This window comes from Streptomyces sp. NPDC002817, assembly GCF_053592055.1.
This window is the reverse complement of sequence record NZ_JBSFUY010000038.1, coordinates 36,029-61,771: the sequence shown is the minus strand read 5'-3', so window position 1 is coordinate 61,771 and position 25,743 is coordinate 36,029. Positions and strand designations below refer to the sequence as shown.

The 25,743-nt window shown below is 71.4% G+C and carries 21 protein-coding genes and 1 pseudogene; 18 read left to right on the top strand and 4 right to left on the bottom strand.

Annotated elements, in window-relative coordinates; genetic code table 11:
• The first annotated feature begins 160 nt into the window (after positions 1-160).
• Both ACWD3I_RS41970 and ACWD3I_RS41965 read left to right on the top strand, forming a co-directional pair.
• The gene (locus ACWD3I_RS41970) at positions 161-757 is read left to right on the top strand and encodes an RNA polymerase sigma factor (RefSeq protein ID WP_365410200.1); all 597 of its coding nucleotides are present in this window, start codon (positions 161-163) and stop codon (positions 755-757) included.
• Entirely contained in the window at positions 754-1,341 is a 588-nt protein-coding gene (locus ACWD3I_RS41965) for a hypothetical protein (RefSeq protein WP_365410203.1), read from the top strand. The genes ACWD3I_RS41970 and ACWD3I_RS41965 overlap by 4 nt, the downstream gene beginning before the upstream one ends.
• 48 nt (positions 1,342-1,389) lie before the next feature.
• Here ACWD3I_RS41965 and ACWD3I_RS41960 read toward each other — a convergent pair whose 3' ends face one another.
• Positions 1,390-3,837, bottom strand: a complete 2,448-nt coding sequence (locus ACWD3I_RS41960) for a bifunctional SulP family inorganic anion transporter/carbonic anhydrase (RefSeq protein ID WP_365410206.1) — start codon at positions 3,835-3,837, stop codon at positions 1,390-1,392.
• 298 nt (positions 3,838-4,135) lie between these two features.
• Here ACWD3I_RS41960 and ACWD3I_RS41955 point away from each other — a divergent pair, with 298 nt between their 5' ends.
• Entirely contained in the window at positions 4,136-5,407 is a 1,272-nt protein-coding gene (locus tag ACWD3I_RS41955; RefSeq protein ID WP_365410210.1) for a polysaccharide deacetylase family protein, read from the top strand.
• Positions 5,408-5,453: 46 nt separating this feature from the next.
• Here ACWD3I_RS41955 and ACWD3I_RS41950 read toward each other — a convergent pair whose 3' ends face one another.
• Entirely contained in the window at positions 5,454-6,434 is a 981-nt protein-coding gene (locus tag ACWD3I_RS41950) for an ATP-binding protein (RefSeq protein ID WP_365410213.1), read from the bottom strand.
• Positions 6,435-6,535: 101 nt separating this feature from the next.
• Between ACWD3I_RS41950 and ACWD3I_RS41945 the strand changes: the two genes are divergently transcribed.
• Positions 6,536-7,360: an oxidoreductase gene (locus ACWD3I_RS41945; RefSeq protein WP_451084329.1), complete on the top strand. Its 825-nt coding sequence runs from the start codon at positions 6,536-6,538 to the stop codon at positions 7,358-7,360.
• Between the two features lie 364 nt (positions 7,361-7,724).
• Here ACWD3I_RS41945 and ACWD3I_RS41940 read toward each other — a convergent pair whose 3' ends face one another.
• Positions 7,725-8,558, bottom strand: a complete 834-nt coding sequence (locus tag ACWD3I_RS41940; protein ID WP_365404778.1) for an HAD family hydrolase — start codon at positions 8,556-8,558, stop codon at positions 7,725-7,727.
• Between the two features lie 585 nt (positions 8,559-9,143).
• On the opposite strand from ACWD3I_RS41940, the gene ssd reads away from it, so the two are divergent.
• From ssd to ACWD3I_RS41905, 7 genes and pseudogenes are all read left to right on the top strand, one after another.
• Positions 9,144-10,247 (top strand): septum site-determining protein Ssd, encoded by a 1,104-nt coding sequence (ssd, locus tag ACWD3I_RS41935; RefSeq protein ID WP_365404776.1) that lies wholly within the window; start codon positions 9,144-9,146, stop codon positions 10,245-10,247.
• Positions 10,244-11,524 (top strand): TadA family conjugal transfer-associated ATPase, encoded by a 1,281-nt coding sequence (locus ACWD3I_RS41930; RefSeq protein WP_451084328.1) that lies wholly within the window; start codon positions 10,244-10,246, stop codon positions 11,522-11,524. The genes ssd and ACWD3I_RS41930 overlap by 4 nt, the downstream gene beginning before the upstream one ends.
• Entirely contained in the window at positions 11,524-12,375 is an 852-nt protein-coding gene (locus tag ACWD3I_RS41925) for a type II secretion system F family protein (RefSeq protein ID WP_365404773.1), read from the top strand. Before ACWD3I_RS41930 ends, ACWD3I_RS41925 begins: the two co-directional genes overlap by 1 nt.
• A 37-nt stretch (positions 12,376-12,412) precedes the next feature.
• Entirely contained in the window at positions 12,413-13,198 is a 786-nt protein-coding gene (locus tag ACWD3I_RS41920; RefSeq protein ID WP_365404770.1) for a type II secretion system F family protein, read from the top strand.
• Positions 13,199-13,271: 73 nt separating this feature from the next.
• Positions 13,272-13,481, top strand: a complete 210-nt coding sequence (locus ACWD3I_RS41915) for a DUF4244 domain-containing protein (protein WP_365404788.1) — start codon at positions 13,272-13,274, stop codon at positions 13,479-13,481.
• Positions 13,468-13,827 carry a TadE family type IV pilus minor pilin gene (locus tag ACWD3I_RS41910; protein WP_365404767.1) on the top strand — a complete coding sequence of 120 codons (360 nt, stop codon included), beginning with the start codon at positions 13,468-13,470 and terminating at the stop codon, positions 13,825-13,827. The genes ACWD3I_RS41915 and ACWD3I_RS41910 overlap by 14 nt, the downstream gene beginning before the upstream one ends.
• A pseudogene (locus ACWD3I_RS41905) lies at positions 13,824-14,165 on the top strand (Rv3654c family TadE-like protein); the annotation flags it as partial. The gene ACWD3I_RS41910 and the pseudogene ACWD3I_RS41905, both read left to right, overlap by 4 nt.
• A 40-nt stretch (positions 14,166-14,205) precedes the next feature.
• Here ACWD3I_RS41905 and ACWD3I_RS41900 read toward each other — a convergent pair.
• Complete coding sequence (locus ACWD3I_RS41900) at positions 14,206-16,713, bottom strand: DEAD/DEAH box helicase (protein ID WP_365404765.1); 2,508 nt, start codon at positions 16,711-16,713, stop codon at positions 14,206-14,208.
• 163 nt (positions 16,714-16,876) lie between these two features.
• Between ACWD3I_RS41900 and bldG the strand changes: the two genes are divergently transcribed.
• The 7 genes from bldG to ACWD3I_RS41865 all read left to right on the top strand — a co-directional run bounded on the left by bldG (position 16,877) and on the right by ACWD3I_RS41865 (position 25,668).
• On the top strand, positions 16,877-17,218 hold the full coding sequence (gene bldG / locus ACWD3I_RS41895; protein ID WP_003975386.1) for an anti-sigma factor antagonist BldG: 342 nt from the start codon (positions 16,877-16,879) through the stop codon (positions 17,216-17,218).
• A 116-nt stretch (positions 17,219-17,334) separates the two neighbouring features.
• A complete protein-coding gene (locus ACWD3I_RS41890; RefSeq protein WP_266889361.1) occupies positions 17,335-17,772 on the top strand; it encodes an ATP-binding protein in 438 nt (145 codons plus the stop codon).
• A gap of 276 nt (positions 17,773-18,048) precedes the next feature.
• Positions 18,049-20,460 carry a sodium-translocating pyrophosphatase gene (locus tag ACWD3I_RS41885; RefSeq protein WP_365404760.1) on the top strand — a complete coding sequence of 804 codons (2,412 nt, stop codon included), beginning with the start codon at positions 18,049-18,051 and terminating at the stop codon, positions 20,458-20,460.
• 194 nt (positions 20,461-20,654) lie between these two features.
• Positions 20,655-21,257 carry a small secreted protein gene (locus tag ACWD3I_RS41880; RefSeq protein WP_365404757.1) on the top strand — a complete coding sequence of 201 codons (603 nt, stop codon included), beginning with the start codon at positions 20,655-20,657 and terminating at the stop codon, positions 21,255-21,257.
• A gap of 64 nt (positions 21,258-21,321) precedes the next feature.
• A complete protein-coding gene (locus ACWD3I_RS41875; protein WP_365404754.1) occupies positions 21,322-22,839 on the top strand; it encodes a class I SAM-dependent methyltransferase in 1,518 nt (505 codons plus the stop codon).
• A gap of 179 nt (positions 22,840-23,018) precedes the next feature.
• Positions 23,019-25,325: a serine/threonine-protein kinase gene (locus ACWD3I_RS41870; RefSeq protein ID WP_365404751.1), complete on the top strand. Its 2,307-nt coding sequence runs from the start codon at positions 23,019-23,021 to the stop codon at positions 25,323-25,325.
• Positions 25,326-25,470: 145 nt separating this feature from the next.
• Positions 25,471-25,668: a hypothetical protein gene (locus ACWD3I_RS41865; RefSeq protein WP_266889357.1), complete on the top strand. Its 198-nt coding sequence runs from the start codon at positions 25,471-25,473 to the stop codon at positions 25,666-25,668.
• Positions 25,669-25,743: the final 75 nt, after the last annotated feature.

Genomic DNA, 25,743 nt, shown 5'->3' with positions numbered 1-25,743 from the left:
GGGCCGATGGAAAATTGGTTTAGACCTGTGGGTGCCGGGTCCGGCAGCCGGCGTCATCCGTACCCACGTACGCCGACCAGGCAGAGTTCATGTCCTGTAACGCCTTTCACACTCCCGCCCAAGTACGGGTGAAGCGCCATCGACGACGAGGGGAGACCGAGTGGAAGGGATACGGGGCGGGCCGGCTGCGGCGGCTCGCGACCCACAGCTCTTCGAAGAGTTCTACCGGCGCCATGCGGACACCATGACGTCTTTCGTGGCCCGGCGTGTCGCGGATCCGCACACCGTGGCCGACCTGACCGCCGAGATCTTCCTGGCGGTCCTGGACTCCGCCCACACCTACCGCCCCGGCCGGGGCAGCGAGACGGCATGGCTCTACGGCATCGCCCGCAACGTCGTCTCCTCGGAACGCCGGCGCGTGGCCCGCGAGACCGCACGCGACCGCCGTATCTCGGGCCGCCGGCTCCTGGAGCCCGACGACATCGCCCGCCTCGAGGACAAGCTCGACGCGGAGAGCCCGGGCCGCCGTGCCCTCGCCGCTCTGGAACGGCTCCCCGCGGGGGAGCGAGCCGTCCTGGAGCTGGTCGCGGTCGACCAGCTCACGGTCGCGGAGGCCGCCACCGCGCTGGGAATCAGCCAGGTCGCGGCACGGGTACGGCTGCACCGGGCGCGCAAGTCGCTGCGCGGGGCGGCGGATTCGCCGGGTGCGGATCTGCGGGGGACATCACTTTCTTGTGTCACCGGGGGAGAGGCATGACGATGAAGACGACGTTCGAGGACCGGCTGCTGGCCGAGTTGCAGGGCGAGATCGAGCGACGGGAGGCCGACTCCTCGGTGCCCGCCGCGCCGCGCCGCGTGTTCACGGGCCGTCGGCTCGCCCTCGCCGCAGCGGCCTGTGCGGTGGCCGCGCTCGCGGTGGTGCTGGTGCCGGGCTCGCCGGCCGACTCACCGGCGTACGCGGTGGAGCACAACGGCGACGGCAGCGTCACGCTCACCCTCAAGGACCTGGAGCCGACGCTCGAGTCCCAGCACGAGCTCGCCGAGCGGCTGCGCCCGAACGGCATCCACGTGGACATCCAGAACCTCGACGCCCGCCACGTGTGCCGGCAGCCCCGCGGTGAACAGCTCCCGGCGGGCAAGCCCGTCCACCCCGGGGAGGCGTGGAGGATCACGCTCCATCGTGGTGACTCCGTGGCCTTCGAGAACCACGAGGACACCGGCGGCAAGACGTGGGCCCTGGCCTTCTACGCGGTCAAGGGCAAGATCGAGCCCTGCGTGCAGACGGAGACCACCAAGGACTTCTTGGAGGTGACGGCCTCCCCCTCGTCCGTCGGGCGATGACCCGTACGGGGCGGGCGGCCACGGGAACCGGGGCCGCCCGCCCCTCCGTCACGCCGACAGATCCGCCGCCTCCACATGGTCGAACAGCTCGTCCCCGCTCACCCCGGTGAGCAGATACGCCTGCGCCTCGCCCACGTGGAAGTACATCCCGTGCAGCTCCAACTCCCGCTTCCGCAGCGCCCGCACCACCGAATCGTGCGCGCTCAGATGCTCCAGCTGCTGGACCACGTTGGTGAGAGACAGCTGCTCGACCGCGTCCGCGGGCGCCCGTCCGGCGAGGCGGGCCCATGGACGGCTGTCGTCGGCCATGCGCTCCAGGCTCGGCAGCCCGTGCCGCAGCCACCGCTTGAGCGGCGTCTGCGCGCCCCCGGGCTCGGAGTTGAGCAGCGCCTGCATGGCTCCGCACCCCGAGTGCCCGCACACCGTGATGGACCGCACCTTCAGTACGTCCACCGCGTACTCGATCGCGGCCGCCACCGAGTCGTCGCCGCTCTCCTCGCCGGGCATCGGAACCAGGTTGCCCACATTGCGCACCACGAACAGGTCGCCCGGGCCACTGGAGGTGATCATCGAGGTGACCAGCCGTGAGTCGGCACAGGTGAGGAAGAGCTGCGCCGGGCGCTGCCCCTCACGGGCCAGCCGGGCCAGCTCGCCCCGCACCAGCGGGGCGGTGTTGCGCTGGAACGCGCTGATGCCGCGCGCCAGTTCATGCCCGCTGGGACTGGACGGACCGGTCCTGCCCGTCTTGACGAGGCCCTCGGAGTCGCTCGGGTGCCCGCCGGGCCGGGGCGCGGACCGCGGGTCCTCGCACTGGTGGTTGCGCCAGGGCGTCCAGGGGCGGCAGCGGCAACCCGCCGAGGCGGTGCGATCGGTGAACCCGGCGCCGGCCCCGCTTCCGCTCCCGACCCCGAGGGCGGTGTGAGCGTCGGGGACATCTCCCGGCTCGGCGATCCGGACCCCGGCGCGGCGGCCGGTCAGCTCGACGGTGCCGCCCTGCGCGGTGTGCGTGTTCTGCCAGTCCTGCAGTGCCTCGAACGCCGCGTGGTCCATGAACGAGCCGTCCAGCTCGACGACGACCTGGGCGCCTTGGGGCACGAGATGCAGCGCCCGGCTGAGGCGGGGTACGGCGAGGAACGTCAACTGCCCTCGTACGTGGACGTGATGGACTCCTTCCTGCTCGTCGTGGGTGATGCGGGTGCGGGCGAGGCGGTGCAGGGCGACGGCGACGGCCACGGCGATGCCGAGCACGACGCCCTCCAGGACACCGAGGAACACCACGCCGAGGGTGGTGACGGCGTAGACCAGGACCTCTCGGTGGCGGGTCACCGTGCGGATGTGGTGCAGGGACACCATCTGGATGCCGACGGCCATCACCAGGGCGGCGAGCGAGGCGAGCGGGATGAGCTCGAGCACCGGGACCATCAGCAGCGCGGCGATCACTACGAGAACGCCGTGCAGCATCGTGGAGTTCCGGCTCACGGCTCCCGCGTGCACATTCGCCGCACTGCGCACGGCGACACCGGCGACCGGGAGCCCGCCGAGCGACCCGGAGACGATGTTGGCGGCGCCCTGGCCGAGCAGTTCACGGTCCAGCCTGGAGCGTCTGACGCGGGCGGTCAGTCCGGGACGGCCGGCGGCCATCTTGTCCACGGCGACCGCGCCGAGCAGCGACTGCACGCTGCACACCAGCGTGGTGGTCAGCACGGCGGCGACCAGGCCGAGCACGGGACCTTCGGGGAGTCCGGCGAGGGCGTGGCTGCTCCACGAGGGCAGGTCGACCCTGGGCAGCGTCAGCCCGGCGAGCGCGGCGGTCGCGCTGGCCCCGGCGACGGCGACGAGCGCGGCCGGGATCTTGCGCAGCAGACGGCCGGTCCGGCCGGGGATGCGGGGCCAGAGCAGCAGCAGGGCCAGGGTCAGCGCGCTCACGGACACGGCGGCGGGACGCACCTGGGCCAACTGGGCGGGCAGCGACTGGAGGTTGGCCAGGACGGAGCTCTGCGGGGTGCCGCCGAGGACGATGTGCAGCTGGGCGACGGCGATGGTGACGCCGATACCGGCGAGCATGCCGTGCACGATGGCGGGGCTGACGGCGAGCGCGCTGCGCGCCACGCGCAGGCAGCCCAGGCCCAGTTGGGCGAGGCCCGCGAGGACCGTGATGGCGCAGGTCGTACGCCAGCCGTAGCGGTGGATCAGGTCGGCGGTGACGACCGTGAGTCCGGCCGCGGGACCGCTCACCTGGAGCGGGGAGCCGCCGAGCCAGCCGGCGACGAGTCCTCCCACGGCGGCGGCGACGAGGCCGGCCTGGAGGGGCGCGCCGGTGGCGAGGGCGATGCCGAGGGACAGGGGCAGGGCGATCAGGAAGACCGCGATCGAGGCCGACACGTCGGCGCCCGCGACGCGGAAGCGGCGGGGCCGGGACGGCGGTGGGCTGTGGGGTCGGTGGATGCGCTTGGTCCGACTCGAATCGGTGGCGCGGGTGGGGACGCAGGCGGACATAGTTCCCGTCTCCTCCGGGGCAGCGCGGTCGCGGAACAGGTGGTCCCCCGCCATGGCGGGGGGTCGGGTCGCGGCCGTGGGTCACGGCGTGCAGCGGCGGGATGCATCAACGCTCGGTAAACGAATCGTAATTCAGAGTAAAGGCCAGGCATAGACTTTTCTGGCAAATGGCGCAATAAGTCACTCATCAGGGTGATGCAGATATTTCATCGGCTTGTCGTACTAATTCATTCCGGACCTCGTGCGAGCTTGACGGCGCTGTCGTTGGCCCCGAGAGAAGGAAGTAGGTGGGCGGAACATGGCCGCCACCCAGAGGATCGCCGCGGGCGCCGTGGTCGCCGCGCTCTGTGCCGCGTCGCTCGCCGGTTGCGCGCTCGGCACCGACGGTGCCGAGGAAGGGGCCGCCGGCCCGCAGAAGGCGAAGCCGGCCCAGGCGCCGCCCAAGAGCGCGGTCCGCCTGATCGGAGACGGCTCCACCGCGTTCACCGGGGCGCAGCCCCACCTGCCCAGACCCGAGCGCATGAAGCCCGGTCAGAAGCCCCCGCAGTTCGTGGTGTTCTCCTGGGACGGCGCGGGCGAGGACTCCCAGAAGCTGTTCTCCCACTTCCGCAAGGTCGCCAAGGCGAACAACGCGACGATGACGTACTTCCTCAGCGGCGTGTACATGCTCCCCGAGGACAAGCGCGACCTCTACAAGCCCCCGCAGCACTCCCCGGGCCGCTCCGACATCGGCTTCAACGACGAGAAGGGCATCGCCGAGACCGTCAAGCAGCTGCGCGGGGCGTGGCTGGAGGGCAGCGAGATCGGCACCCACTTCAACGGCCACTTCTGCGGCAGCGGCGGCGGGGTCGGCCAGTGGTCCGTCGAGGAGTGGAAGGACGAGATCGCCCAGGCGAAGCAGTTCGTGAAGTCCTGGAAGACCACCACAGGCCTGAAGAACGCGAGCCCGCTGCCCTTCGACTACGACAAGGAGCTCATCGGCGCCCGCACGCCCTGCCTCGAGGGCCAGAAGAACTTCATGAAGGCCGCCCGTGAACTGGGCTTCCGCTACGACACCAGCGGCGTCAACGACCAGCTCTGGCCCAAGAAGAAGGAAGGTCTGTGGGACCTCTCGATGCAGCTGGTGCCGTTCTCAGGGCACTCCTTCGAGCAGCTCACCATGGACTACAACTTCGCCGTGAACCAGTCGGGCACGATGTACGGCGACCCGAACAAGCACGAGTTCTGGGGCGACCAGATGCGTGACAGCCTGCTCAAGGGCTTCCACCGGGCCTACGACGGCAACCGCGCGCCCCTGATCATCGGCAACCACTTCGAGTCCTGGAACGGCGGCACCTACATGCGTGCCGTAGAGGAGACCATCGAACAGGTCTGCAACAAGCCCGACGTGCGCTGTGTCTCCTTCCGGCAGCTCGCCGACTGGCTGGACGCCCAGGACCCGCAGGCCCTGGCCAAGATGCGGACCCTCGGCGTCGGCGAGGCCCCGAAGCAGAGCTGGGCGTCCTTCCTCTCGGGCCGCCCCGCCCCGGCCCCGAAGGGCGTGCCCGGAGCGCCGGCGGCCAAGCCGTGAGCCACAGACGGTGAGCCGCGCGTGGTGAGCCCCGGGCGGTGAGCCGTCAGGCGTTCACCACGACGCTCTCGCTCAGTACGAACCCGGGGTCGACCTGCGCCGCCAGGTCGGCCCCGGTGCGCTCATTGCCCCAGGACTGGGCGTTCTTCAGGTGGAAGTGCACCATCTGGCGTGTGTAGTGCTCCCAGTCGCGCAGGTCGTACGTCGCGTCGACCGCGCTCTGCAACCGGCGCAGGGAGCTGCGGTTGACGTCCTCCAGTAGCTCGAACCGGGGTGGCCGGCCCTTCTCCATGGAGCGCACCCAGTCCGAGTGCCCGACCGTCACCAGCAGGTCGTCCCCGACCTCGGCGCGGAGGAAGTCGAGGTCGTCCTGCCCCTGCACCTTGTTGCCGACGACCTTCAGGGCGACGCCGAAGTCGCGGGCGTACTCCTTGTACTGGCGATAGACGGAGACTCCCTTCCGGGTCGGCTCGGCGACGAGGAACGTGATGTCGAAGCGGGTGAACATGCCGGAGGCGAAGGAGTCCGAGCCCGCGGTCATGTCCACCACGACGTACTCGTCACGCCCGTCCACCAGGTGGTTCAGGCACAGCTCCACCGCTCCCGTTTTGGAGTGGTAGCAGGCGACCCCCAGGTCGGCGTCCGTGAAGGGGCCGGTGACCATCAAACGGACGGTGCCGCCGTCGAGTTCCACCGGCCGGGCGCAGGCGTCGTACACCGGATTGTCCTCGTGCACCCGCAGCAGTCGTGAGCCCTCGCCCGGCGGGGTCGTCTTGATCATCGTCTCGGTGGTGGCGATGCGCGGGTTGGCGCCGCGCAGGTAGTCCTTGATCAGCGGCAGCCGCTCGCCCATCGCGGGCAGTGCCGCGGCGGCCGCCTCGTCGAGACCGAGGGCGGCGCCCAGGTGCTGGTTGATGTCGGCGTCGACGGCGACGACGGGTGCCCCGGTGGTGGCGAGATGGCGGATGAACAGGGACGACAGCGTGGTCTTGCCGCTGCCGCCCTTCCCGACGAAAGCAATTTTCATGTTCACGAAGGGTAGTGGTGCGATAGCTGTACGTGGCAGGCGTGCGTGAAGAAGACCACTCCTTCGTGGGGTGTGCGCCGCCGTTGCGTAATGTCGTACTCATGAGTACGACAGGCGCGACCGCCGATCCGCTCGCCGCCCTGGGCTCCCTGCCCGGCGTGGCCGACTCCGTGGAGTCCGTGCGCAAGGCCGTGGACCGGGTCTACGGGCACCGGATCATGCGGCGCCGCAGCACCGCGATCACGTCCGAGGCGGCCCTGCGCGGCGCCCGCGGCTCCGCGGCGCTGTCCGGCGCCGACTGGGCCCTCGAAGAGGTGCGTCGCCGCTCCGACTTCAGCGGCGACGACGAGGCGCGCGTCGTGGGCGCGGCCCTGAGGCTGACCGCCGAGGCGGGCCAACTGCTGTCCATCTGGCGGCAGTCGCCCCTGCGCGTCCTGGCCCGCCTGCACCTGGTGGCGGCCGCGACCAACGGCGACGAGGTCGGGCGCCCGCGTCAGGCGGGCGAGTCGGTCGAGGAGCCGTCGATCGAACTCGCGGCGCCCGAGGCGAGGGAGGTGCACGGCCGGCTGGAGGGCCTGTCCGAGCTGATCGTCGCGGGCGGTTCCGCCCCGGCCCTGGTGACGGCGGCCGTCGTGCACGGCGAGATCCTCGCCCTGCGGCCCTTCACCTCTCACAACGGTCTCATCGCGCGCACGGCCGAACGCATCGTCCTGATCGGCAGCGGCCTCGACCCGAAGTCCATCTGCCCGGCGGAGGTCGGCCATGCCGAGCTGGGCCGCGCCGCCTACCTGGCAGCGCTGGACGGCTATGTCTCCGGAACCCCGGAGGGCATGGCCGCCTGGATCGCGCACTGCGGCAAGGCGGTCGTGCTCGGGGCGCGCGAGTCGACGGCGGTGTGCGAGGCGCTGCAGCGCGGAGCGGCATAACTGTAGTTACAGAAATGGCCCTCCACGGGGAGGGCCTGAACAGGGTTGCGGCGGTACGAAGACTCGTACCGCCGCTGGCATGTTCACCGGGTTACCAAGCGTCCTCGAAATATTGCCCATCAGGTCGGGACTTTGCCCGTCACCTGGTGCGGCTGGCCCGTAATCGACGGGTCGACGTCGCGTGGGTGCCCAATTCTCATGCGCGGTCCGTGGGGCCAAATGCGTTATTAAGGTGATCCTTTCGGATGTCCTTGGTCTCGCGGGCCGTTGACTCCTTTGTACTCCAGGACCCGGGCAAGCGGAAGTCCTGGCTGCAGTTCTTTACTTTTACTCTCAAAAAGTCACTAAACGGGCATCTTGCACGTCAGAGAACCGTCGCCCGGCGCCGACTGGCGTACCAGACGAGGCCCGCGGTGGCCGCCGCCGCTCCTATGGCCGCCGCCGCGACGAGCGCCGGGCGGGACGGTGCGGAGAACGCGGGGAGCCGCTGCTTGAGCCGGACCGGCCGGTGGAAATCGAGAATCGGCCACCCGCGCGCGAGTGCCTCGCGGCGCAGTGCGCGGTCCGGGTTCACGGCATGGGGGTGACCGACGGACTGGAGCATCGGCAGATCGGTCGCCGAGTCGCTGTACGCGTAACAGCGCTCCAGGTCATATCCCTCGGACTCGGCCAGCTCCTTGACCGCCTCGGCCTTGGTCGGGCCGTACGCGTAGTACTCCACCTCGCCGGTGAAGCAGCCGTCCTCGCCCACGACCATCCGGGTCGCCACCACCCGGTCCGCGCCGAGCAGTTCGCCGATCGGCTCGACCACCTCGGCGCCCGACGTGGACACGATCACGACGTCGCGGCCGGCGGTGTGGTGCTCCTCGATGAGGGAGGCGGCCTCGTCGTAGATGATCGGGTCGATCAGGTCGTGAAGGGTCTCGGCCACGATCTCCTTCACCTGTTGGACGTTCCAGCCGCGCACGAGTGCCGAGAGGTACTCGCGGGTCCGTTCCATCTGGTCGTGGTCCATACCGCCCACGAGGAAGACGAACTGGGCATACGCGGTACGCAAGGCGGCCCTGCGGTTGATCAGACCGCCTTGGTAGAACGACTTGCTGAAGGTGAGCGTGCTCGACTTCGCAATGACCGTCTTGTCCAGGTCAAAGAAGGCCGCTGTGCGGGGCAAGGAGTGGTTTTCCACGCCCCTGAGCATAGGCGCAGCCCATTCGGCGTAAGGTGGGGCGCGTGGGTTTGCCTGAGAAGGCTCTCGGGTACACCATGGAAGTCACGGATCGTTCGCGACCGTGCTAACCCGGCCCGGCTCCTCCCCCCCCGAGTCGGCCGTGGAGACGACCCCCACTCTCCCCCCCGGTGGGGGTCGTCGCACGTCCGGGTGCGTTTTTCCCCTTCCTTCTGTGTCCCAGTACGGCTCTACGGCCGTGTCGAGGCGGCTGCGGCCGCCTCTTTCGCATGCCCATGATCCGTCACTGTGCGTAGCTGTCGCACTGCGCTGCGGAAGTCGCACACATGGCAGTGCGGAGGGCGCCGGGATGGGTGACGGCGATATCCACAACGGCTGAGTTGTCCACAGTTATCGATCAAGATCCACAAGATTTCCGGCATCGCTGCACCGTGATTCCAGCGCGGCCCGCCGGCACCGACTCGGTGGCTGGTTCCGGTTAGTCGGCCGCGTTTGGCCGGTTCGTATCGGCCGTTCATATGAAGGCCGGTCGCCGGTTCTTCACACGTTCGGGAATCGCGGGGCCCTGGAGGCTCTCGCGAGACGCAGCGAAGGGGGATGGAAAACGTGGCCGCAGCCGTCACACACGATCCGCCGCCCGCCGCCGGAGGGCGACAGGGCGAGCCGTTGATCGTCACCGAGGACCCGGTGCTCCTCGACGACCTGCTGCGCCTGTGCGCGGCGGCCGGCGCCACACCCGAGGTCCACCCGGGGGTGCCGGAACCGAGAGGCCGCTGGGAGGCCGCACCGCTCGTCCTGGTCGGCGACGACGCCGCGCGGCGCGTGCGCGGAGCCGCCCGCAGAGGCGGAGTGGTCCTCGTCGGACGGGACCAGGACGACTCCGGGGTCTGGCGCCGGGCCGTCGAGATCGGCGCCGACCATGTCCTGATGCTGCCCGACGGGGAGCAGTGGCTGGTCGACCGGATCGCCGATGTCGCCGAGGGCGTCGGCCGGCCCGCCCTCACCGTCGGCGTCATCGGCGGCCGCGGCGGGGCCGGGGCATCCACTCTCGCGTGCGCCCTCGCCGTCACCTCCGCGCGGGAGGGACTGCGCACCCTGCTCGTGGACGCCGATCCGCTGGGCGGCGGACTCGACGTACTCCTCGGTGGCGAGACCGCCGAGGGGCTGCGCTGGCCCGCGTTCGCCGCCTCGCGCGGCCGGGTCGGCGGCGGTGCCCTGGAGGAGTCGCTGCCTCAGCTGCACTCCCTGCGGGTCCTCAGCTGGGACCGCGGTGACTGCGTCGCCGTCCCGCCGCAGGCCGTCCGCGCGGTGCTCGCCGCGGCCCGCCGCCGGGGCGGCACGGTCGTCGTCGATCTGCCGCGCCGTATCGACGACGGCATCGCCGAGACCCTCGCCCAGCTCGACCTCGGCATCCTCGTGGTCCCCGCCGAACTCCGCGCCGTCGCGGCGGCCGGGCGGGTGGCCTCCGCCGTGGGCATGGTCGTACGCGATCTGCGCGTGGCGGTCCGAGGGCCGCATGCGCCCGGGCTCGACGACCGGGAGGTGGCGCGACTGCTCGGACTGCCGCTGGTGGGCGAGGTCCCCCTGGAAGCGGAGCTGCTGCGGCCTCATGAGAGCAGGACGCCGCCGGGAACCGGGCGGGGGCCGCTGGCGCGGTTCTGCAAGGAGTTCTGGGAGCGGGCGTTGGTGGAGGCGGCATGAGTACCTACTCCGACGAGGTGGGCCGGGCGTTGTTCGGGGCAGGGCGGGCCGAGGGCTCGCTGGCGGCCACGGCCGGTACGGCATCCGCGGTGGGGCGCTCGGGCGGGACGGACATGTCCCCGCACCTGCTCGACGGCGTACGGCAGTGGCTCGCCGAGAGCGGGGCCGAGCCGACGCCCGCGCGGGTGGCACAGGCGCTGCGCGAGCAGGGGCGGGTACTCGGTGACGCCGAAGTCCTCGGGGCGGCCGAGCGGTTGCGCTCCGAGCTGGTCGGCAGCGGCCCGCTGGAGCCGCTGCTCGCCGACCCTCGTGTGACCGATGTGCTCGTGTCGGCACCGGACCGGGTCTGGGTGGACCGGGGCGGCGGGCTCGAACTCACCACCGTCGCGTTCCCCGACGCCGCCGCCGTACGACGGCTCGCGCAGCGTCTGGCCGCGGTGGCCGGACGTCGGCTGGACGACGCGCGGCCCTGGGCGGACGCCCGGCTGCCCGACGGGACACGGCTGCACGCGGTGCTGCCGCCGGTGGCCGTCGACTGCACCTGTCTGTCGCTGCGGGTCGTACGGCCGCGCGCGTTCACGCTCGACGAGCTGATGGTGGCGGGCACCGTGCCGCCGGGCGGGGACCGGGTACTGCGGGCGTTGATCGAAGCACGGCTGTCGTTCCTGATCAGCGGTGGGACGGGCAGTGGCAAGACCACGCTGCTGAGCGCCTTGCTGGGGCTCGTCGGGCCGGGCGAACGGATCGTGCTGGCCGAGGACTCCGCGGAGCTGCGGCCGGACCATCCGCACGTCGTACGACTGGAGAGCAGACCCGCCAACCAGGAGGGCGCGGGCCTGGTCTCGCTCGAGGACCTGGTGCGGCAGGCGCTGCGGATGAGGCCCGACCGGCTGGTGGTGGGCGAGGTACGTGGGCCTGAAGTGGTGCATCTGCTGGCCGCGTTGAACACGGGGCACGAGGGCGGCTGCGGAACGGTCCATGCCAACGCGGCGGCCGATGTCCCGGCCCGGCTGGAGGCGCTCGGCACGGCGGCCGGACTCGACCGGGCCGCGCTGCACAGCCAGTTGGCGGCCGCGCTGTCCGTCGTCCTGCACCTCGCCCGTGACCGGAACGGGCGGCGGCGGATCGCCGAGGTGCATGTGCTGGAGCGGGATCCGTCGGGACTGGTGCGGACGGTGCCGGCGCTGCGGTGGGGCGCGGAGGCGTTCGTGTACGAGCGGGGGTGGGAGCGGCTGCGAGGGCTGCTCGGCGCCGCGGGCCGACAGGGGGCGTGGTGATGGGTGAGGTGTCGACGGGGGCGGCGCTGGTGTGTGCCGGGGCGGCGGTCTGGCTTTCGGTCGGGTGGCGTTCCGGGGCGCGCCGAGCGGAGTTGCTGCTCGCGGGGGCCGGCGGGGCGGTCGGGACCGGGCCGTCGGCCTGGCGGCAACTGGCCGGTGGATTGAGGCGGCTGGGGAGCGAGTGGTGGTCGGTGGCGGCCGGACTGGTGCTGGCCGTGCTGGGGGCCTCGGTGCTGCCGCTCGTCGCGGGCGCGGCCGGGGTGCCGTTGCTGCGGCGGGTGCGGTTGGCGCGCGAGGCGCGGCGGGCCCGGGAGCGCCGAGGGGACGCGGTCATCGCGTTGTGCGGGGCGCTCGCCGGAGAGGTGCGGGCCGGACGGCAGCCGGGTGAGGCCCTGTTGGGTGCCGCGCGCGACTCCGTGGGGCTGGGGGAGGCGCAGCCGGCGGTGCTGGCGGCCGCGCGGTTCGGCGGGGACGTACCGGGTGCGCTCGCGGGCGCCGCACGGCAGCCGGGGGCCGAGGGGCTGCTGGGCCTCGCGGTGTGCTGGCGGGTCGCGGTGGACCGGGGAGCGGGGCTCGCGGCCGGACTCGAACGGCTCGAGGCGGCGTTGCGCGCGGAGCGGGACCAACGTGCCGATCTGCGTGCCCAGTTGGCGGGCGCCCGCTCCACGACGGTGATGCTCGCCGGGCTCCCCGCCCTCGGACTGCTCCTCGGCACGGCCCTCGGCTCCGACCCGCTCCACGTCCTGCTGCACACCGGGCCCGGTCTGGTCTGCCTGGTGATCGGCGGCCTGCTGGAGGGGGCGGGGATGTGGTGGGCGGCGCGGATCGTGCGGGGAGCGGAAGCGGTGTGAGGGCGGAATCGGTACGGGGTTCGGAAAGGCAGGCGCTGTGAGTGCGGAAGTTGTCCACAGGCTGGGGGTGATCGCGGGAGCCGTGATGGTGCTCGCGTGGCTCGCTCGGTGGGTGGAGGGGATGCGGCGGGAGCGGCGGCTTCGACGGCGGCTGACTCGACTGGTGACCCGGGAGACAGTGCCGGGCCGACCGCGGGGTGAGGTGCGGAAGGCCGTGCGGCGGTGGTCGCCCTCGCTGGGCGCGGTGGCCGGCGGGTGGGTGCTGGTCGGTGGGGTCGCCGGTGTCGTGGTGGGGCTGGTCGTCGCGGCGGGGCTGTGGTGGTGGCGGGGCCGGCAGGGTGCCGAGGAGGCGGGGGAGTCGTACGACGTCGCGGAGGCAGCTCGCCAACTCCCGCTCGCCGCCGATCTGCTGGCGGCCTGTATCGCGGCCGGCGCCGGTCCGGTGATCGCGGCGCGGGCGGTGGGCGAGGCGCTGGGCGGGCCGGTCGGGGAGGGGCTCGCGCGGGGCGCGGCGGAGGTACGGCTGGGCGGTCCGCCCGGCGAGGCATGGCGCCGGCTGGCCTCGATGCCGGGTGCCGGTCCGCTGGCGCGGTTGCTGGAGCGGGCCGACGTGTCCGGGCTCCCGGCGGCCGTACCGGTCGCACGGCTCGCCGCGGAGGCCCGCGCCGAGTGGGCGCGCACCGCGACGGCACGGGCCCGGCGGGCGGCGGTCATGGTGACCGCGCCGGTGGGGCTGTGCTTCCTGCCCGCGTTCATCGCGGTCGGTGTGCTGCCCGTGGTGATCGGCCTGGCCGACGGGGTGTTGGGAGGGGGTGGCGGATGACGGGACGGATCCGGACCGACAGCAAGTGATCGAACGACAGCAGTCAACAGGACCGATCTACACGGGGGTTGAGATGTACAAGGCGGTGCGGGCACGGGTGCGTGCCCTGGTGTGCGGGGCGCGTGCGGCGCGGAGGGACGCGGGGATGGTCACGTCCGAGTACGCGATGGGGATCATCGCGGCGGTGGCGTTCGCGGCCGTCCTCTACAAGGTGGTGACCAGCGGAGCGGTCAGCGCGGAGCTGCAGGCCATCGTGAAGCAGGCCCTCGATGCGCGGATGTGAACGGGGCCGTGGGGACCGGGGGTTCGTGACGGCGGAGTCGGCCGTGGTGCTGCCCGTGCTGGTGATGTTCGCGACGGCGCTGGTGTGGGGGCTGCTCGTGGTGGCCGCACAGATCCAGTGCGTGGACGCGGCGCGTACGGGGGCCCGGGCGGCGGCGCGGCAGGACCCGGCCGGCGCGGTCGTGGAGGTGGCCCGTGAGGCGGCACCGCGCGGTGCGAGGGTCACGGTCAGCCGGGAGGAGGGGCAGGTCCGGGTGGTGGTCGTGGCGAGGCCGCCGATGCTGGGACGGCTGCCCTTCGACGTGCGGGAGGAGGCGGTGGCGTCGGTGGAGGGGGCGGGCCCATGAGAAGGGGCTTCCCGCGGTGCCGGAGTTCCGCCTCGTGGTCGGCCTCCCCGGGGGAGGGGCTCGCGCGGCGCCGGGGTCTCGCTTGCGACCGCGGCTCCGCCACCGTCTGGAGTGTCGGTGCGATCGCCGTGCTGTGCGTGGTGTTCGGGGTCGTGCTCGCCCTGGGGCAGGCCGTCGTGGTCCGGCACCGGGCGGCCGGGGGAGCGGATCTCGCGGCGCTCGCGGCGGCGGACCATTGGGCGGAGGGCGGCGAGGGGGCCTGCGCCAGGGCGGAGCGGGTGGCGCGGGCCCAAGGCACCCGGCTCGTGCGGTGCGTGATCGTGGGCGAGACCTCGGACGTGACGGCGACGGCGGGTCGGGGGCCGTTCGCGGCGGAGGTCAGGGCACGGGCGGGACCGGCGGACCTGCCCCCTCCGGTATCGGCGGAGCTGCCTCCTTCGGGACCGGCTGAGCTGCCCCCTCCGGCACCGGATCCTGTCGAGCCCGCTCCGGTGGCTCCCCCTCCGCCTCGGGCTTCTCCTCCGGCGCCCCCCGCAGCAGCACCGTGAGCAACCGCACCGCCCCTCTCTTGTGCAGCGGGTCGTTGCCGTTGCCGCACTTGGGGGACTGGATGCAGGACGGGCAGCCGGCGTCGCACTCGCAGGCGGCGATGGCCTGGCGGGTGGCGGTGAGCCAGGCGCGGGCGGTGTGGAAGGCGCGCTCGGCGAACCCCGCGCCGCCCGGGTGGCCGTCGTAGACGAAGACCGTGGGGAGCAAGGTGTCGGGGTGCAACGGGATCGAGACGCCGCCGATGTCCCAGCGGTCGCACGTCGCGAACAACGGCAGCATGCCGATCGAGGCGTGTTCCGCCGCGTGCAGGGCGCCGCCGAGGATCTCCGGGTTGATGCGGGCCTCGTCCAACTGGTCCTCGGTGACCGTCCACCACACCGCGCGGGTGCGGAGCGTACGAGGAGGGAGGTCGAGTTTCGTCTCGCCGAGGACCTCGCCCGTGATGAGGCGTCTGCGGAGGAAGGAGACGACCTGGTTGGTGACCTCGACCGAGCCGTAGCACAACCTGCCCTCGCCCCAGGGGACTTCGACGTCCGTCTCCAGGACGGAGACGGCCGTCGTGTCGCGGGCCACCGTCGAGTACGTCGGGTTCGCCTCCTCGACCAGCGCGACCGAGTCCTCCAGGTCCAGGGACCGGACGAGGTAGGTGCGGCCCTGATGGAGGTGGACCGCGCCCTCGTGGACGGTCGTGTGCGCGGCCCCCGCGTCGACCGTGCCCAGGAGGCGGCCCGTGCCGGACTCGACGATCTGGACCGGGTCGCCGCCCCCGCCGCGGATGTCGGTGAGGTCGGCGGCCCGTTCCCGGCGGGTCCAGTGCCAGGCCTTCGCACGGCGGCGCAGGAGTTTCGCGGCCTCCAACTGCGGGAGCAGGCCCTCGGTCTCCGGGCCGAACAGCGCCAGGTCGTCGTCGGTCAGCGGCATTTCCGCGGCCGCCGCGCACAAGTGCGGTGCCAGGACGTACGGGTTGTCGGGGTCCAGGACCGTCGACTCCACCGGCTGGTCGAACAGGGCCTCGGGGTGGTGGACGAGGAAGGTGTCCAGGGGGTCGTCGCGGGCGACCAGGATCGCCAGGGCGCCCTGACCGGAACGGCCCGCGCGGCCGGCCTGCTGCCACAGGGACGCGCGTGTGCCCGGGTAGCCGGCGATGATCACGGCGTCCAGGCCGGAGACGTCGATGCCGAGTTCGAGCGCGGTCGTCGCGGCCAGGCCCAGCAACTCTCCCGAGTGGAGGGCCTGTTCCAGGGCGCGGCGTTCCTCGGGGAGGTAGCCGCCCCGGTAGGCCGCCACGCGTCGGGCCAGGGAGCGGTCGACCTCGGCCAGTCGCTCCTGGGCGATGACCGCGATGAGCTCGGCGCCGCGCCGGGAGCGCACGAAGGCGACCGAGCGGACGCCCTGCACGGTCAGATCCGTGAGCAGGTCGGCCGTTTCGGCCGTGGCGGTACGGCGGACCGGGGCGCCCTTCTCGCCCTGCATCTCGGTGAGCGGGGGCTCCCAGAGGGCGAACACCAGTTCACCGCGCGGTGAGGCGTCGTCGGCCACCTCGACCACCGGGAGGCCGGTGAGGCGGCGGGCGGCGACCGAGGGCTCGGCGGCGGTCGCGGAGGCCAGCAGGAAGACGGGAGAGGCGCCGTAGCGGGCGCAGAGGCGGCGCAGCCGGCGCAGCACCTGGGCGACGTGGGAGCCGAAGACGCCGCGGTAGGTGTGGACCTCGTCGATGACGACGTACTTGAGCGACTTCAGGAAGGAGGACCAGCGCGGATGGGACGGGAGGATGCCGCGGTGCAGCATGTCCGGGTTGGTCAGCACGTAGTTGGCGTACTGGCGGATCCACTCGCGTTGCTCGAACGGGGTGTCACCGTCGTAGACCGCAGGTCGAACTGAATTGCCCAGCGGTTGTGAAAGTTCCTTCACAGAACGCCACTGGTCCGCCGCCAGCGCTTTCGTGGGAGCGAGGTACAGCGCCGTGGCGCCGCGGCCGTTCGGAGCCTCCGAACCGTCCAGGAGGGCCGTCAGGACGGGCGTGAGGTACGCCAGGGACTTGCCGGAGGCCGTGCCGGTCGCGACCACCACCGATTCGCCGTCGAGGGCGTGCTCGGCCGCCTGTGCCTGGTGGGCCCAGGGGTGCTCGACACCGGCGGCCTGCACCGCGGCGACGACCTCCGAACGAATCCGGTCAGGCCAGACGGCATGGCGACCCTCGCGCGGGGGCAAGTGCTCCGTATGAGTGATGCGCGCAGCCCGACTCGGCCCGGAAGCGAGCCGGTCCAGGACCGTGCCCGGTTCCGGCCGGGAGACGGGTTCCGCCGAGGGTCGATCGGATCGGTGATTCTTGGCCATCGGCACCGAGTGTGTCACTGGCGTGACGGACAATGGGACCAAGGCGTCGTGCACGCCTGCCGTAAGTGATTGAATGCCATCGCGGCTGGCGAACCGTCCTGGGGGCTTCAAGCCGAGGTGTCCCGCGGGACGACCGCTCGAGTAGCAAGGTGCTGGAGGATCCGTGGACCTGTCCCTGTCGACCCGTACCGTCGGCGATCGCACGGTCGTCGAGGTCGGTGGCGAAATCGACGTATATACCGCGCCCAAGCTGCGCGAGCAGCTGGTCGAGCTGGTGAACGACGGGAGTTTCCACCTCGTCGTCGACATGGAGGGCGTGGACTTCCTCGACTCCACCGGGCTCGGCGTACTGGTCGGCGGACTGAAGCGCGTGCGTGCCCATGAGGGCTCGCTGCGCCTGGTCTGCAACCAGGAGCGCATTCTCAAGATCTTCCGCATCACCGGTCTCACCAAGGTGTTCCCGATCCACACCTCGGTCGAGGAAGCGGTGGCGGCCACCGACTGAACCACCGGCCCGGGCGCGGAAAAAGGACCGCCCCCGGGACGGCAGTAGTACATGGGGGTCCTGGCGTTCGGCAGCCCGGCCCCCCGACAGCACGCCCGTAGTTCCGAGGGGGATGCATGGCCACCGTTGAACTCCGCTTCAGCGCGCTGCCCGAGCACGTCCGCACCGCCCGTCTGGTGGCGGCGGCGGTGGCGCGCAGGGCCGGAGTGGACGAGGCCGTTCTCGACGAGGTCAGGCTCGCTGTCGGCGAGGCCTGCTCCCGTGCCGTCGGACTGCACCAGAACGGCGGCATCACCGCACCGGTGAAGGTGCTGCTCATCGAGGAGGAGAAGCAGTTCTCCATCGAGGTGGGCGACGAGGCGCCGCGCTCGGCCCCGGGTGACCGGGCGCCCGGCGGGGCCGCCGAGGACGTGGACGTGGAGACCGATGAGGACGAGATGGGCCTCGCGGTCATCAGCGGTCTCGTGGACGACGTGGAGGTCACCGCAGGGGAGCACGGCGGGTCGATCCGTATGACTTGGCCGACCACTCCGCCGGCCGCGACGCTTCCCTGATCTCACCGTCGTAGAAGACCTCGAGGGCCCTGCTCAGCAGGGCCCTTTCTTCTTTTCTCTGAATTCGTGAAAGAATTCACGATCAATCGCCCGATAATTCGATCAAGCGTCAATGCCTTTGGGGCATTAGCTCTTTCGGGTTCTGTGTCGTGACGTCGATCATTTGCTGAAGAGCATGTGAAGGCTAATTCCGTTTACCGCGCACTGTTTTGATCAGGTTCCGCTACCTACAATCCGTCCACATCTTGAGCTCAGCACAGGCGTCAAGGAGGACGAATGGCGGGGCTTTCTACCCCTCATCAGTTGGACCATCCCACTTCCCTCGCAGCCGCGGTCCTGACGGACGACAACCGGATCATCATCTGGGTGATCGCCGCCGTCGCACTGGCCGCGCTCGTGGTCGCGGGCATCCTGGTTCGCCAGGTGCTCGCGGCGGGCGAGGGCACCGACAGCATGAAGAAGATCGCGACAGCGATCCAGGAAGGTGCGAACGCCTATCTGGCACGGCAGATGCGCACGCTCGGCGTTTTCGCCGTGGTCGTGTTCTTCCTGCTCATGCTGCTGCCCGCGGACGACTGGAATCAGCGCGCCGGTCGATCCGTCTTCTTCTTGATCGGCGCGGCGTTCTCGGCGGCCACCGGCTATATCGGCATGTGGCTCGCCGTGCGCAGCAATGTGCGCGTCGCCGCGGCGGCACGGGAAGCGACCCCTGCGGAAGGTGAGCCGGAAAAGGATCTCACCGCCGTCTCGCACAAAGCAATGAAGATCGCTTTCCGCACGGGCGGCGTCGTCGGCATGTTCACGGTGGGGCTCGGTCTGCTGGGCGCCTCCTGTGTCGTGCTGGTGTACGCGGCCGACGCACCGAAGGTGCTCGAGGGCTTCGGCCTCGGGGCCGCGCTGATCGCCATGTTCATGCGTGTCGGCGGTGGCATCTTCACCAAGGCCGCCGACGTCGGCGCCGACCTGGTCGGCAAGGTCGAGAAGGGCATTCCGGAGGACGACCCGCGCAATGCCGCGACCATCGCCGACAACGTGGGCGACAACGTCGGCGACTGCGCGGGCATGGCGGCCGACCTCTTCGAGTCGTACGCCGTGACCCTGGTCGCCGCGCTGATCCTCGGTTCGGCGGCCTTCGGCGACTCCGGGCTCGCCTTCCCGCTGATCGTGCCGGCGATCGGTGTGATCACCGCGATGATCGGCATCTTCGCGGTCGCCCCGCGCAGGACCGACCGCAGCGGGATGTCCGCGATCAACCGCGGGTTCTTCATCTCCGCGGTGATCTCGCTCGTGCTGGTGGCCATCGCCGTCTTCGTCTATCTGCCGTCGTCGTACGCCGACTTCAGGGCCGAGGGCGTAACCGACACCGAGATCATTGGCAAGGACGGCGACCCGCGGATCCTCGCCCTCGTCGCCGTGGCGATCGGCATCGTGCTCGCCGCCGTCATCCAGCAGCTGACCGGCTACTTCACCGAGACCACCCGGCGTCCTGTCAGGGACATCGGGAAGTCCTCGCTCACCGGCCCGGCCACCGTCGTCCTCGCCGGTATCTCGATCGGTCTCGAATCGGCCGTCTACACCGCCCTGTTGATCGGCCTCGGCGTCTACGGGGCCTTCCTGCTCGGCGGTACGTCGATCATGCTGGCGCTGTTCGCGGTGGCACTGGCCGGCACCGGTCTGCTCACCACGGTCGGTGTGATCGTCGCCATGGACACCTTCGGGCCCGTCTCCGACAACGCGCAGGGCATCGCCGAGATGTCCGGTGACGTCGAGGGCGCGGGCGCGCAGGTGCTCACCAACCTGGACGCGGTCGGCAACACCACCAAGGCCATCACCAAGGGCATCGCCATCGCCACCGCCGTCCTGGCGGCGTCGGCGCTCTTCGGGTCGTACCGTGACGCGATCACGACCGGCGCGCAGGACGTCGGCGAGAAGCTGTCCGGCGACGGTGCGCCGATGAGCCTGATGATGGACATCTCGCAGCCCAACAACCTCGTCGGTCTCATCGCGGGCGCGGCGGTCGTCTTCCTCTTCTCGGGGCTCGCGATCAACGCCGTGTCGCGGTCGGCGGGTGCCGTGGTCTACGAGGTGCGGCGGCAGTTCCGCGAGCGTCCCGGGATCATGGACTACACCGAGAAGCCGGAGTACGGCAAGGTCGTCGACATCTGCACCAGGGACGCCTTGCGGGAGCTCACCACGCCCGGACTGCTGGCCGTGCTGGCGCCCATCTTCATCGGGTTCACGCTCGGTGTCGGCGCGCTGGGCTCGTTCCTGGCGGGCGCGATCGGTGCGGGCACGCTCATGGCGGTGTTCCTCGCCAACTCCGGTGGCGCCTGGGACAACGCCAAGAAGCTCGTCGAGGACGGTCACCACGGCGGCAAGGGCAGTGAGGCCCACGCCGCGACGGTGATCGGCGACACCGTAGGCGACCCCTTCAAGGACACCGCCGGTCCGGCGATCAACCCCCTGCTGAAGGTGATGAACCTCGTGGCGCTGCTCATCGCGCCCGCGGTCATCAAGTTCAGCTACGGCGAGGACAAGAGCATCGGCGTACGGATCACCATCGCCGTCCTCTCGCTCCTCGTGATCGTCGGCGCGGTCTATGTCTCCAAGCGGCGCGGGATCGCCGTAGGGGACGAGGAAGGCGCCAAGAGGTCGGTCAAGTCGGTCGATCCCGCGGTGGTTTCGTAGGCGGTCGTACGGGACGCCTGCTCAAGGGGCGGGCGGGGGGCGCGTACGGACGCGTCCCCCGCCCGTTCTGCGTGTTCACGCCCTCCTCGTGAGCCTTCTCTCACTTGGTGCAAATGGCTTTAATGCGTCACTTAACGGACGTCCTACCTGTGGATGTCATCCATCTGCCGTGTATGTTCCGGGGCCGAGGAGCCATGGAAGGGACCAATCCGGTGAACAAGAAGCTCGCGGCCGCGCTGTCCGGCGGTGCGGTACTGGCGATGGCGCTGTCGGCATGCAGCAGCGGTGACGACAACAGCGAGAAGCTGGACGCCTGGGCCAAGGAGGTCTGCGGCGCGGTGCAGCCGCAGGCCAAGAAGATCGAGGCCGCCAACACGGCGATCCAGAAGCAGACCTCGGACAACAGCACACCGGAGGACGTCCAGAAGACCGACTCCCAGGCCTTCCAGGACATGGCCGAGGCCTACAAGGCGATCGGGGCCGCCGTGCAGAAGGCCGGCGCCCCGGACACCGGGGACGCCAAGAACGCCGAGAAGAAGCAGCAGGACGCCGTCAAGGAGCTCAACAGCCTCGCCGCGTCCTACGCCTCCCTGCAGAAGCAGGTCGACGACCTCAACACCAAGGACCAGGCCAAGTTCGCCGACGGCCTCAAGGACATCGCGACCGCGCTCGACAAGCTGAGCACCAGCGGCAGCGACGCCCTGAAGACGCTCGAGGAGGGCGACGTCGGCAAGGCGATGGCGCAGCAGGAGAGCTGCAAGAGCGCGTCCGCCTCGCCGTCGGCCACCACCGGCTGACTTCCACCCCTGTGTGACCCCGGCGCCGTAGGCATCGCCTGCGGCGCCGGTTCACAATGGGGTGGTGAGTAACGCCGGCCTTGCCTCTCTGCCCTCCGTCGACCGCCCCGATGTCGCCGCGCGTCTGAGGGAGGCCCTTCTGGGCGCCTCCTTCACCGCCGACGGGCTGCTCGACCTGCTCGGTGCCCCCGCGTACGCGGCGCTCGCGCGCAGCGAGACCGTGCCCGCCCTGCGGGCGACCCGCGGGGACACGCCGCTGGAGGTGCTCGTACGGCTCTTCCTGTTGCAGCAGCCGGTGCTCCACGCGCGCGTGGCGGGCGTGCTGCCGGTGGACGCGTGTCTGGAGAGCGGGTGGCTGGTGCGCGCCGGCTCGGACGAGGTCGCCGCGACCGTCGACGTACGGCCGTACGGCGGACCCGACGGCGAGGACTGGTTCATCGTGTCCGACCTGGGGTGTGCCGTCGGCGGGGCCGGAGGCATCGGCAGCCGGGCCGAGGGCGTCGTCCTGGGCGTCGGCGGCGCCTCCACGACCCTCGCGGGCATCACCGTCCGCAGGCCCGTCTCCGCCGCTCTCGACCTCGGTACCGGATCCGGTATCCAGGCGCTGCACGCCGCGCAGCACGCCACGCGCGTGACGGCGACCGATCTCAACCCGCGCGCGCTGCACATCACCGGGCTCACGCTGGCGCTGTCCGGCACCCCGGCGGCCGAGCTGCGGGAGGGCTCGCTGTTCGAGCCGGTGAAGGACGGGGAGACGTACGACCTGATCGTCTCGAACCCGCCGTTCGTGATCTCGCCGGGTGCGCGGCTGACGTACCGGGACGGCGGGATGGGCGGGGACGATCTGTGCCGGTCGCTCGTTCAGCAGGCGGGGGAGCGGCTGAGCGAGGGCGGGTTCGCGCAGTTCCTCGCCAACTGGCAGCACGTGGAGGGGGAGGACTGGCAGGACCGGCTGCGGTCCTGGGTGCCGCGCGGGTGCGACGCGTGGATCGTGCAGCGCGAGGTGCAGGACGTCACTCAGTACGCCGAGCTGTGGCTCAGGGACGCCGGAGACCACCAGGGCGACCCGGCCGAGTACCAGGCGCTGTACGACGCCTGGTTGGACGAGTTCGAGGCGCGCAAGGTGAGGTCCGTCGGGTTCGGCTGGATCACCCTGCGCAGGACGGGGGCCGCCGTGCCCTCGGTCGTCGCCGAGGAGTGGCCGCACCCCGTCGAGCAGCCGCTCGGCGACACCGTCAGGGCGCACTTCGAGCGCCTCGACTATCTGCGGGAACACGATGACGCCGCCCTGCTGGAGGGCCACTTCAGGCTCGCCTCCGAGATCGTGCAGGAGCAGGTCGGGCTGCCCGGCGCCGAGGACCCGGAGCATGTCGTGCTGCGGCAGAACCGCGGGATGCGCCGGGCCACCAAGGTGGACACGGTCGGCGCGGGCTTCGCCGGAGTGTGCGACGGCTCGCTGAGCGCGGGGCGGATCCTGGACGCGATCGCGCAACTGGTGGGTGAGGATCCGGTGTTGCTGCGGGACCGCACACCGGCGCAGATCCGGCTGCTGGTGGAGCAGGGGTTCCTGGAGCCGGCGTGAGGCTTGATCCCGCGTGACGTCTGAGGCGGGTGAGTGTCCCTGAGGCCCATGTGCCCGATCTGGTGGGATTGCTCCTGAAAAGGTCTCCTGTCAGTGGCACCTGCGAAGCTACCTTCGAGAGACAGAGTTCACGCGTCCTCGGGGGAGGCACGCTGTCTCGGGTCTCGGGGGGAGGCGTGATGGCGGGGGATACGCCGGATCAAGGCGGAGGCAGGGTCATCAACGGGCGGTACCGGCTGCTGCGGTCGCTCGGCGCGGGCGGCATGGGCCGGGTCTGGCTCGCGTACGACGAGGAGTTGGCCTGCGAAGTCGCGATGAAGGAGATCGCGCTTCCGGATGTGCCGATGGACGCGACCGAGCCCGCCCAGCGCATCGCGCGGGCCCGCAGCGAGGCCCGGCACGCGGCGCGGCTGCGCGGCCACCCGCATGTGGCGACGGTGCACGACGTCGTGGTCCACGAGGGACTGCCGTGGATCGTCATGGAGTACGTGCCGGACGCGGTCGACCTCCAGGCGGTCGTACGGAGTTCGGGGCCGCTGCTGCCCGCCCAGGCGGCCCGCATCGGGCTCGCGGTGCTCGACGCACTGACCGCGGGGCACCGGATCGGCATCCTCCACAGGGATGTGAAACCGGCCAACATCCTGCTGGCGTCGGACGCTTCGGGCGATCCGTACGCGCGCGTGCTGCTCACCGACTACGGCATCGCGCTGCAACCCGAGTCCCGCGAACCCCGGCTCACCGCCACGGCGGGCATCCTCGGCACACCGGGCTACCTCGCTCCGGAACGCGCGCGTGGGGAGCCGCCGACGCCGGCCGCGGACCTGTTCTCGCTGGGCGCGACGCTGTACTCGGCCGTGGAGGGACGCGGCCCCTTCGACCGGCACGGCGACTACGCCACGCTGACGGCGCTGCTGGGGGAGGAGCCGACGCCCGCGGTGCGGGCCGGTGAACTGGCGCCAGTGCTCCAGGGGTTGCTCGTGAAGGACCCGGTGCGCAGGTCGTCGCCGGAGACGGTGGCGCGGGGGCTGGAGCGGGTGGTGCAGGGGGCCTCGCCCGCGTGGCCCGCGCCGGCCGGTGCGGCGCCGGGGGGATTCGGGCCGCCACCCGAGGGGTTCGGGGCGGTGACACCCCGGACGCCGGGAGCGCCACCGACGCCGAGCACTCCGCAGACACCGCACACTCCGGGAGGCGTACCCCAGGGGGTGGGTGGTGCGGCGGGCGCGGTGACTCCGGGAGCCGGGGGCTTCGGCCCCGGTGGTCCGGGTGGTGGCGGTCCGGCCACGCCCGGTGGGGCGCCCCCTTCGCAGTACGACCCGTGGCGGCAGGCCTCCGTGTCGCAGCAGTCGCCCGAGGCCGGCAATCCCTACGCGCAAGGGCCCTACGCGAGCGGCGGCGCGCAGTCGCCCTTTGCGGGTGGTGGCGGCCCCGCGCCCTACGGCCCGTACACCGGCGGCGGTTCGACGCCGTACGGCGGCTCGGCGCCCTACGAGGGCAGTCCCACCCCGCCGTACACGGGCGGCACCTACGGCGCCGGCTGGGGCGCGGGCGGGCCGGGTGCCCCTGGCGGCGGACCCCCGCCGCCCCCGCCTTCCAGGAAGCGGCTCGCCGTCGTCGCGCTCGTCGTGGCCGTTGTGCTGGTCATCGCCGGCGGCACCTGGCTGGCCGTCTCGCTGACCGGCGACGGCGGTGGCGACGACACCGCCACCCCGAAGAAGCCGCCCACCTCCAGCGTGCCCAAGTCCTCGGCACCACCCACCGGACCCGTGCTGCCGTACGGCGATGTCGTCGGACTCAGCCAGCCGCTGGAGACCGGCGACTGTGTGCAGGCGGTCTGGTCGGGTACGCCGTTCAAGTCGGTGCCGAACCTGGGCAAGGTGAGCTGCTCCGAGGACTGGCCCGACGGTCAGGTCGTGGCGGTCGACACGGCCACCGACGCCGCGGACGCGGCCGCCGAGGGCGCCGAGCGCTGTGCGAACCAGACGCGCGCGGTCGTCGACGCCCTGCCGGACGCGGCCGGCTACGCCGTCGTACCGACGAAGGAGGGCTTCACCGTGGCCAACAGCGGTACGGCATGTCTCGTACTCGGACGCCATGCCGCGATAGGCGGTGAAGTCGGCCGGTTCCGCGACGAGGGCGCCAATCTGTGGGTCGGTCAGATGAGTGTCGGCGACTGCTGGATCTACGAGGAGGGGGACGACGGCTACAACGCCCCGCTCACCGATTGCGTGAAACCCCACACCGATCAGGTCATAGGAGTCGTCCAGGCGCCCGGCGGCATGAACTACGAGAAGGGCGCCGACAACGCGACCAAGCTCTGCGGCAATAAATTCGAGTCGACCTGGGCACCGGGGTCGGAGCGGGCCGTGTTCGGTTGGGTGGCCGACGAGGACGACTGGAACCAGGGGTTCAAGAGGGCCGTATGCACCGTGGGACGCACCGACAACGGGAAGACGACCGGAAAGATTCCCGCGCCCGGATCGGTCTGAGCCCCCGGCCGTGAGCGAAGGCGCCCGGGCGGTCCACGGCGGCGTCGGTCCCGCGTTCACCTCAGGTTCGCCTGGCCGCCGCCCGCGCGTGTCAACCTCCCGGGGCTGGACACTCGCGGCCGGGGCAAAAGGGGGCAGGGGCGTCATGGAGAGGGGACCGGCGATCTTCGCTGGGGCGGTGTTCGCCCTGTTCGGAGGCGGGCTGCTGATGTGGACCGCGGCCCGGGTACGACAGCGCGAACCCGTCGCCCACGGTGTGAACCCGGTCGCATCGGCGACCCTCGCCGGCCTCGCCGCGGTGGTGGCGCTGGGCCTCGGCGCATGGTGCCTCACCCGTATCTGAGGATCATGGAAAAGCCGAGGTCCCGACAATCGGGAGGTCTCCCTCCGGTAAGGCTCGAAAGAGCCGGTGGGTACT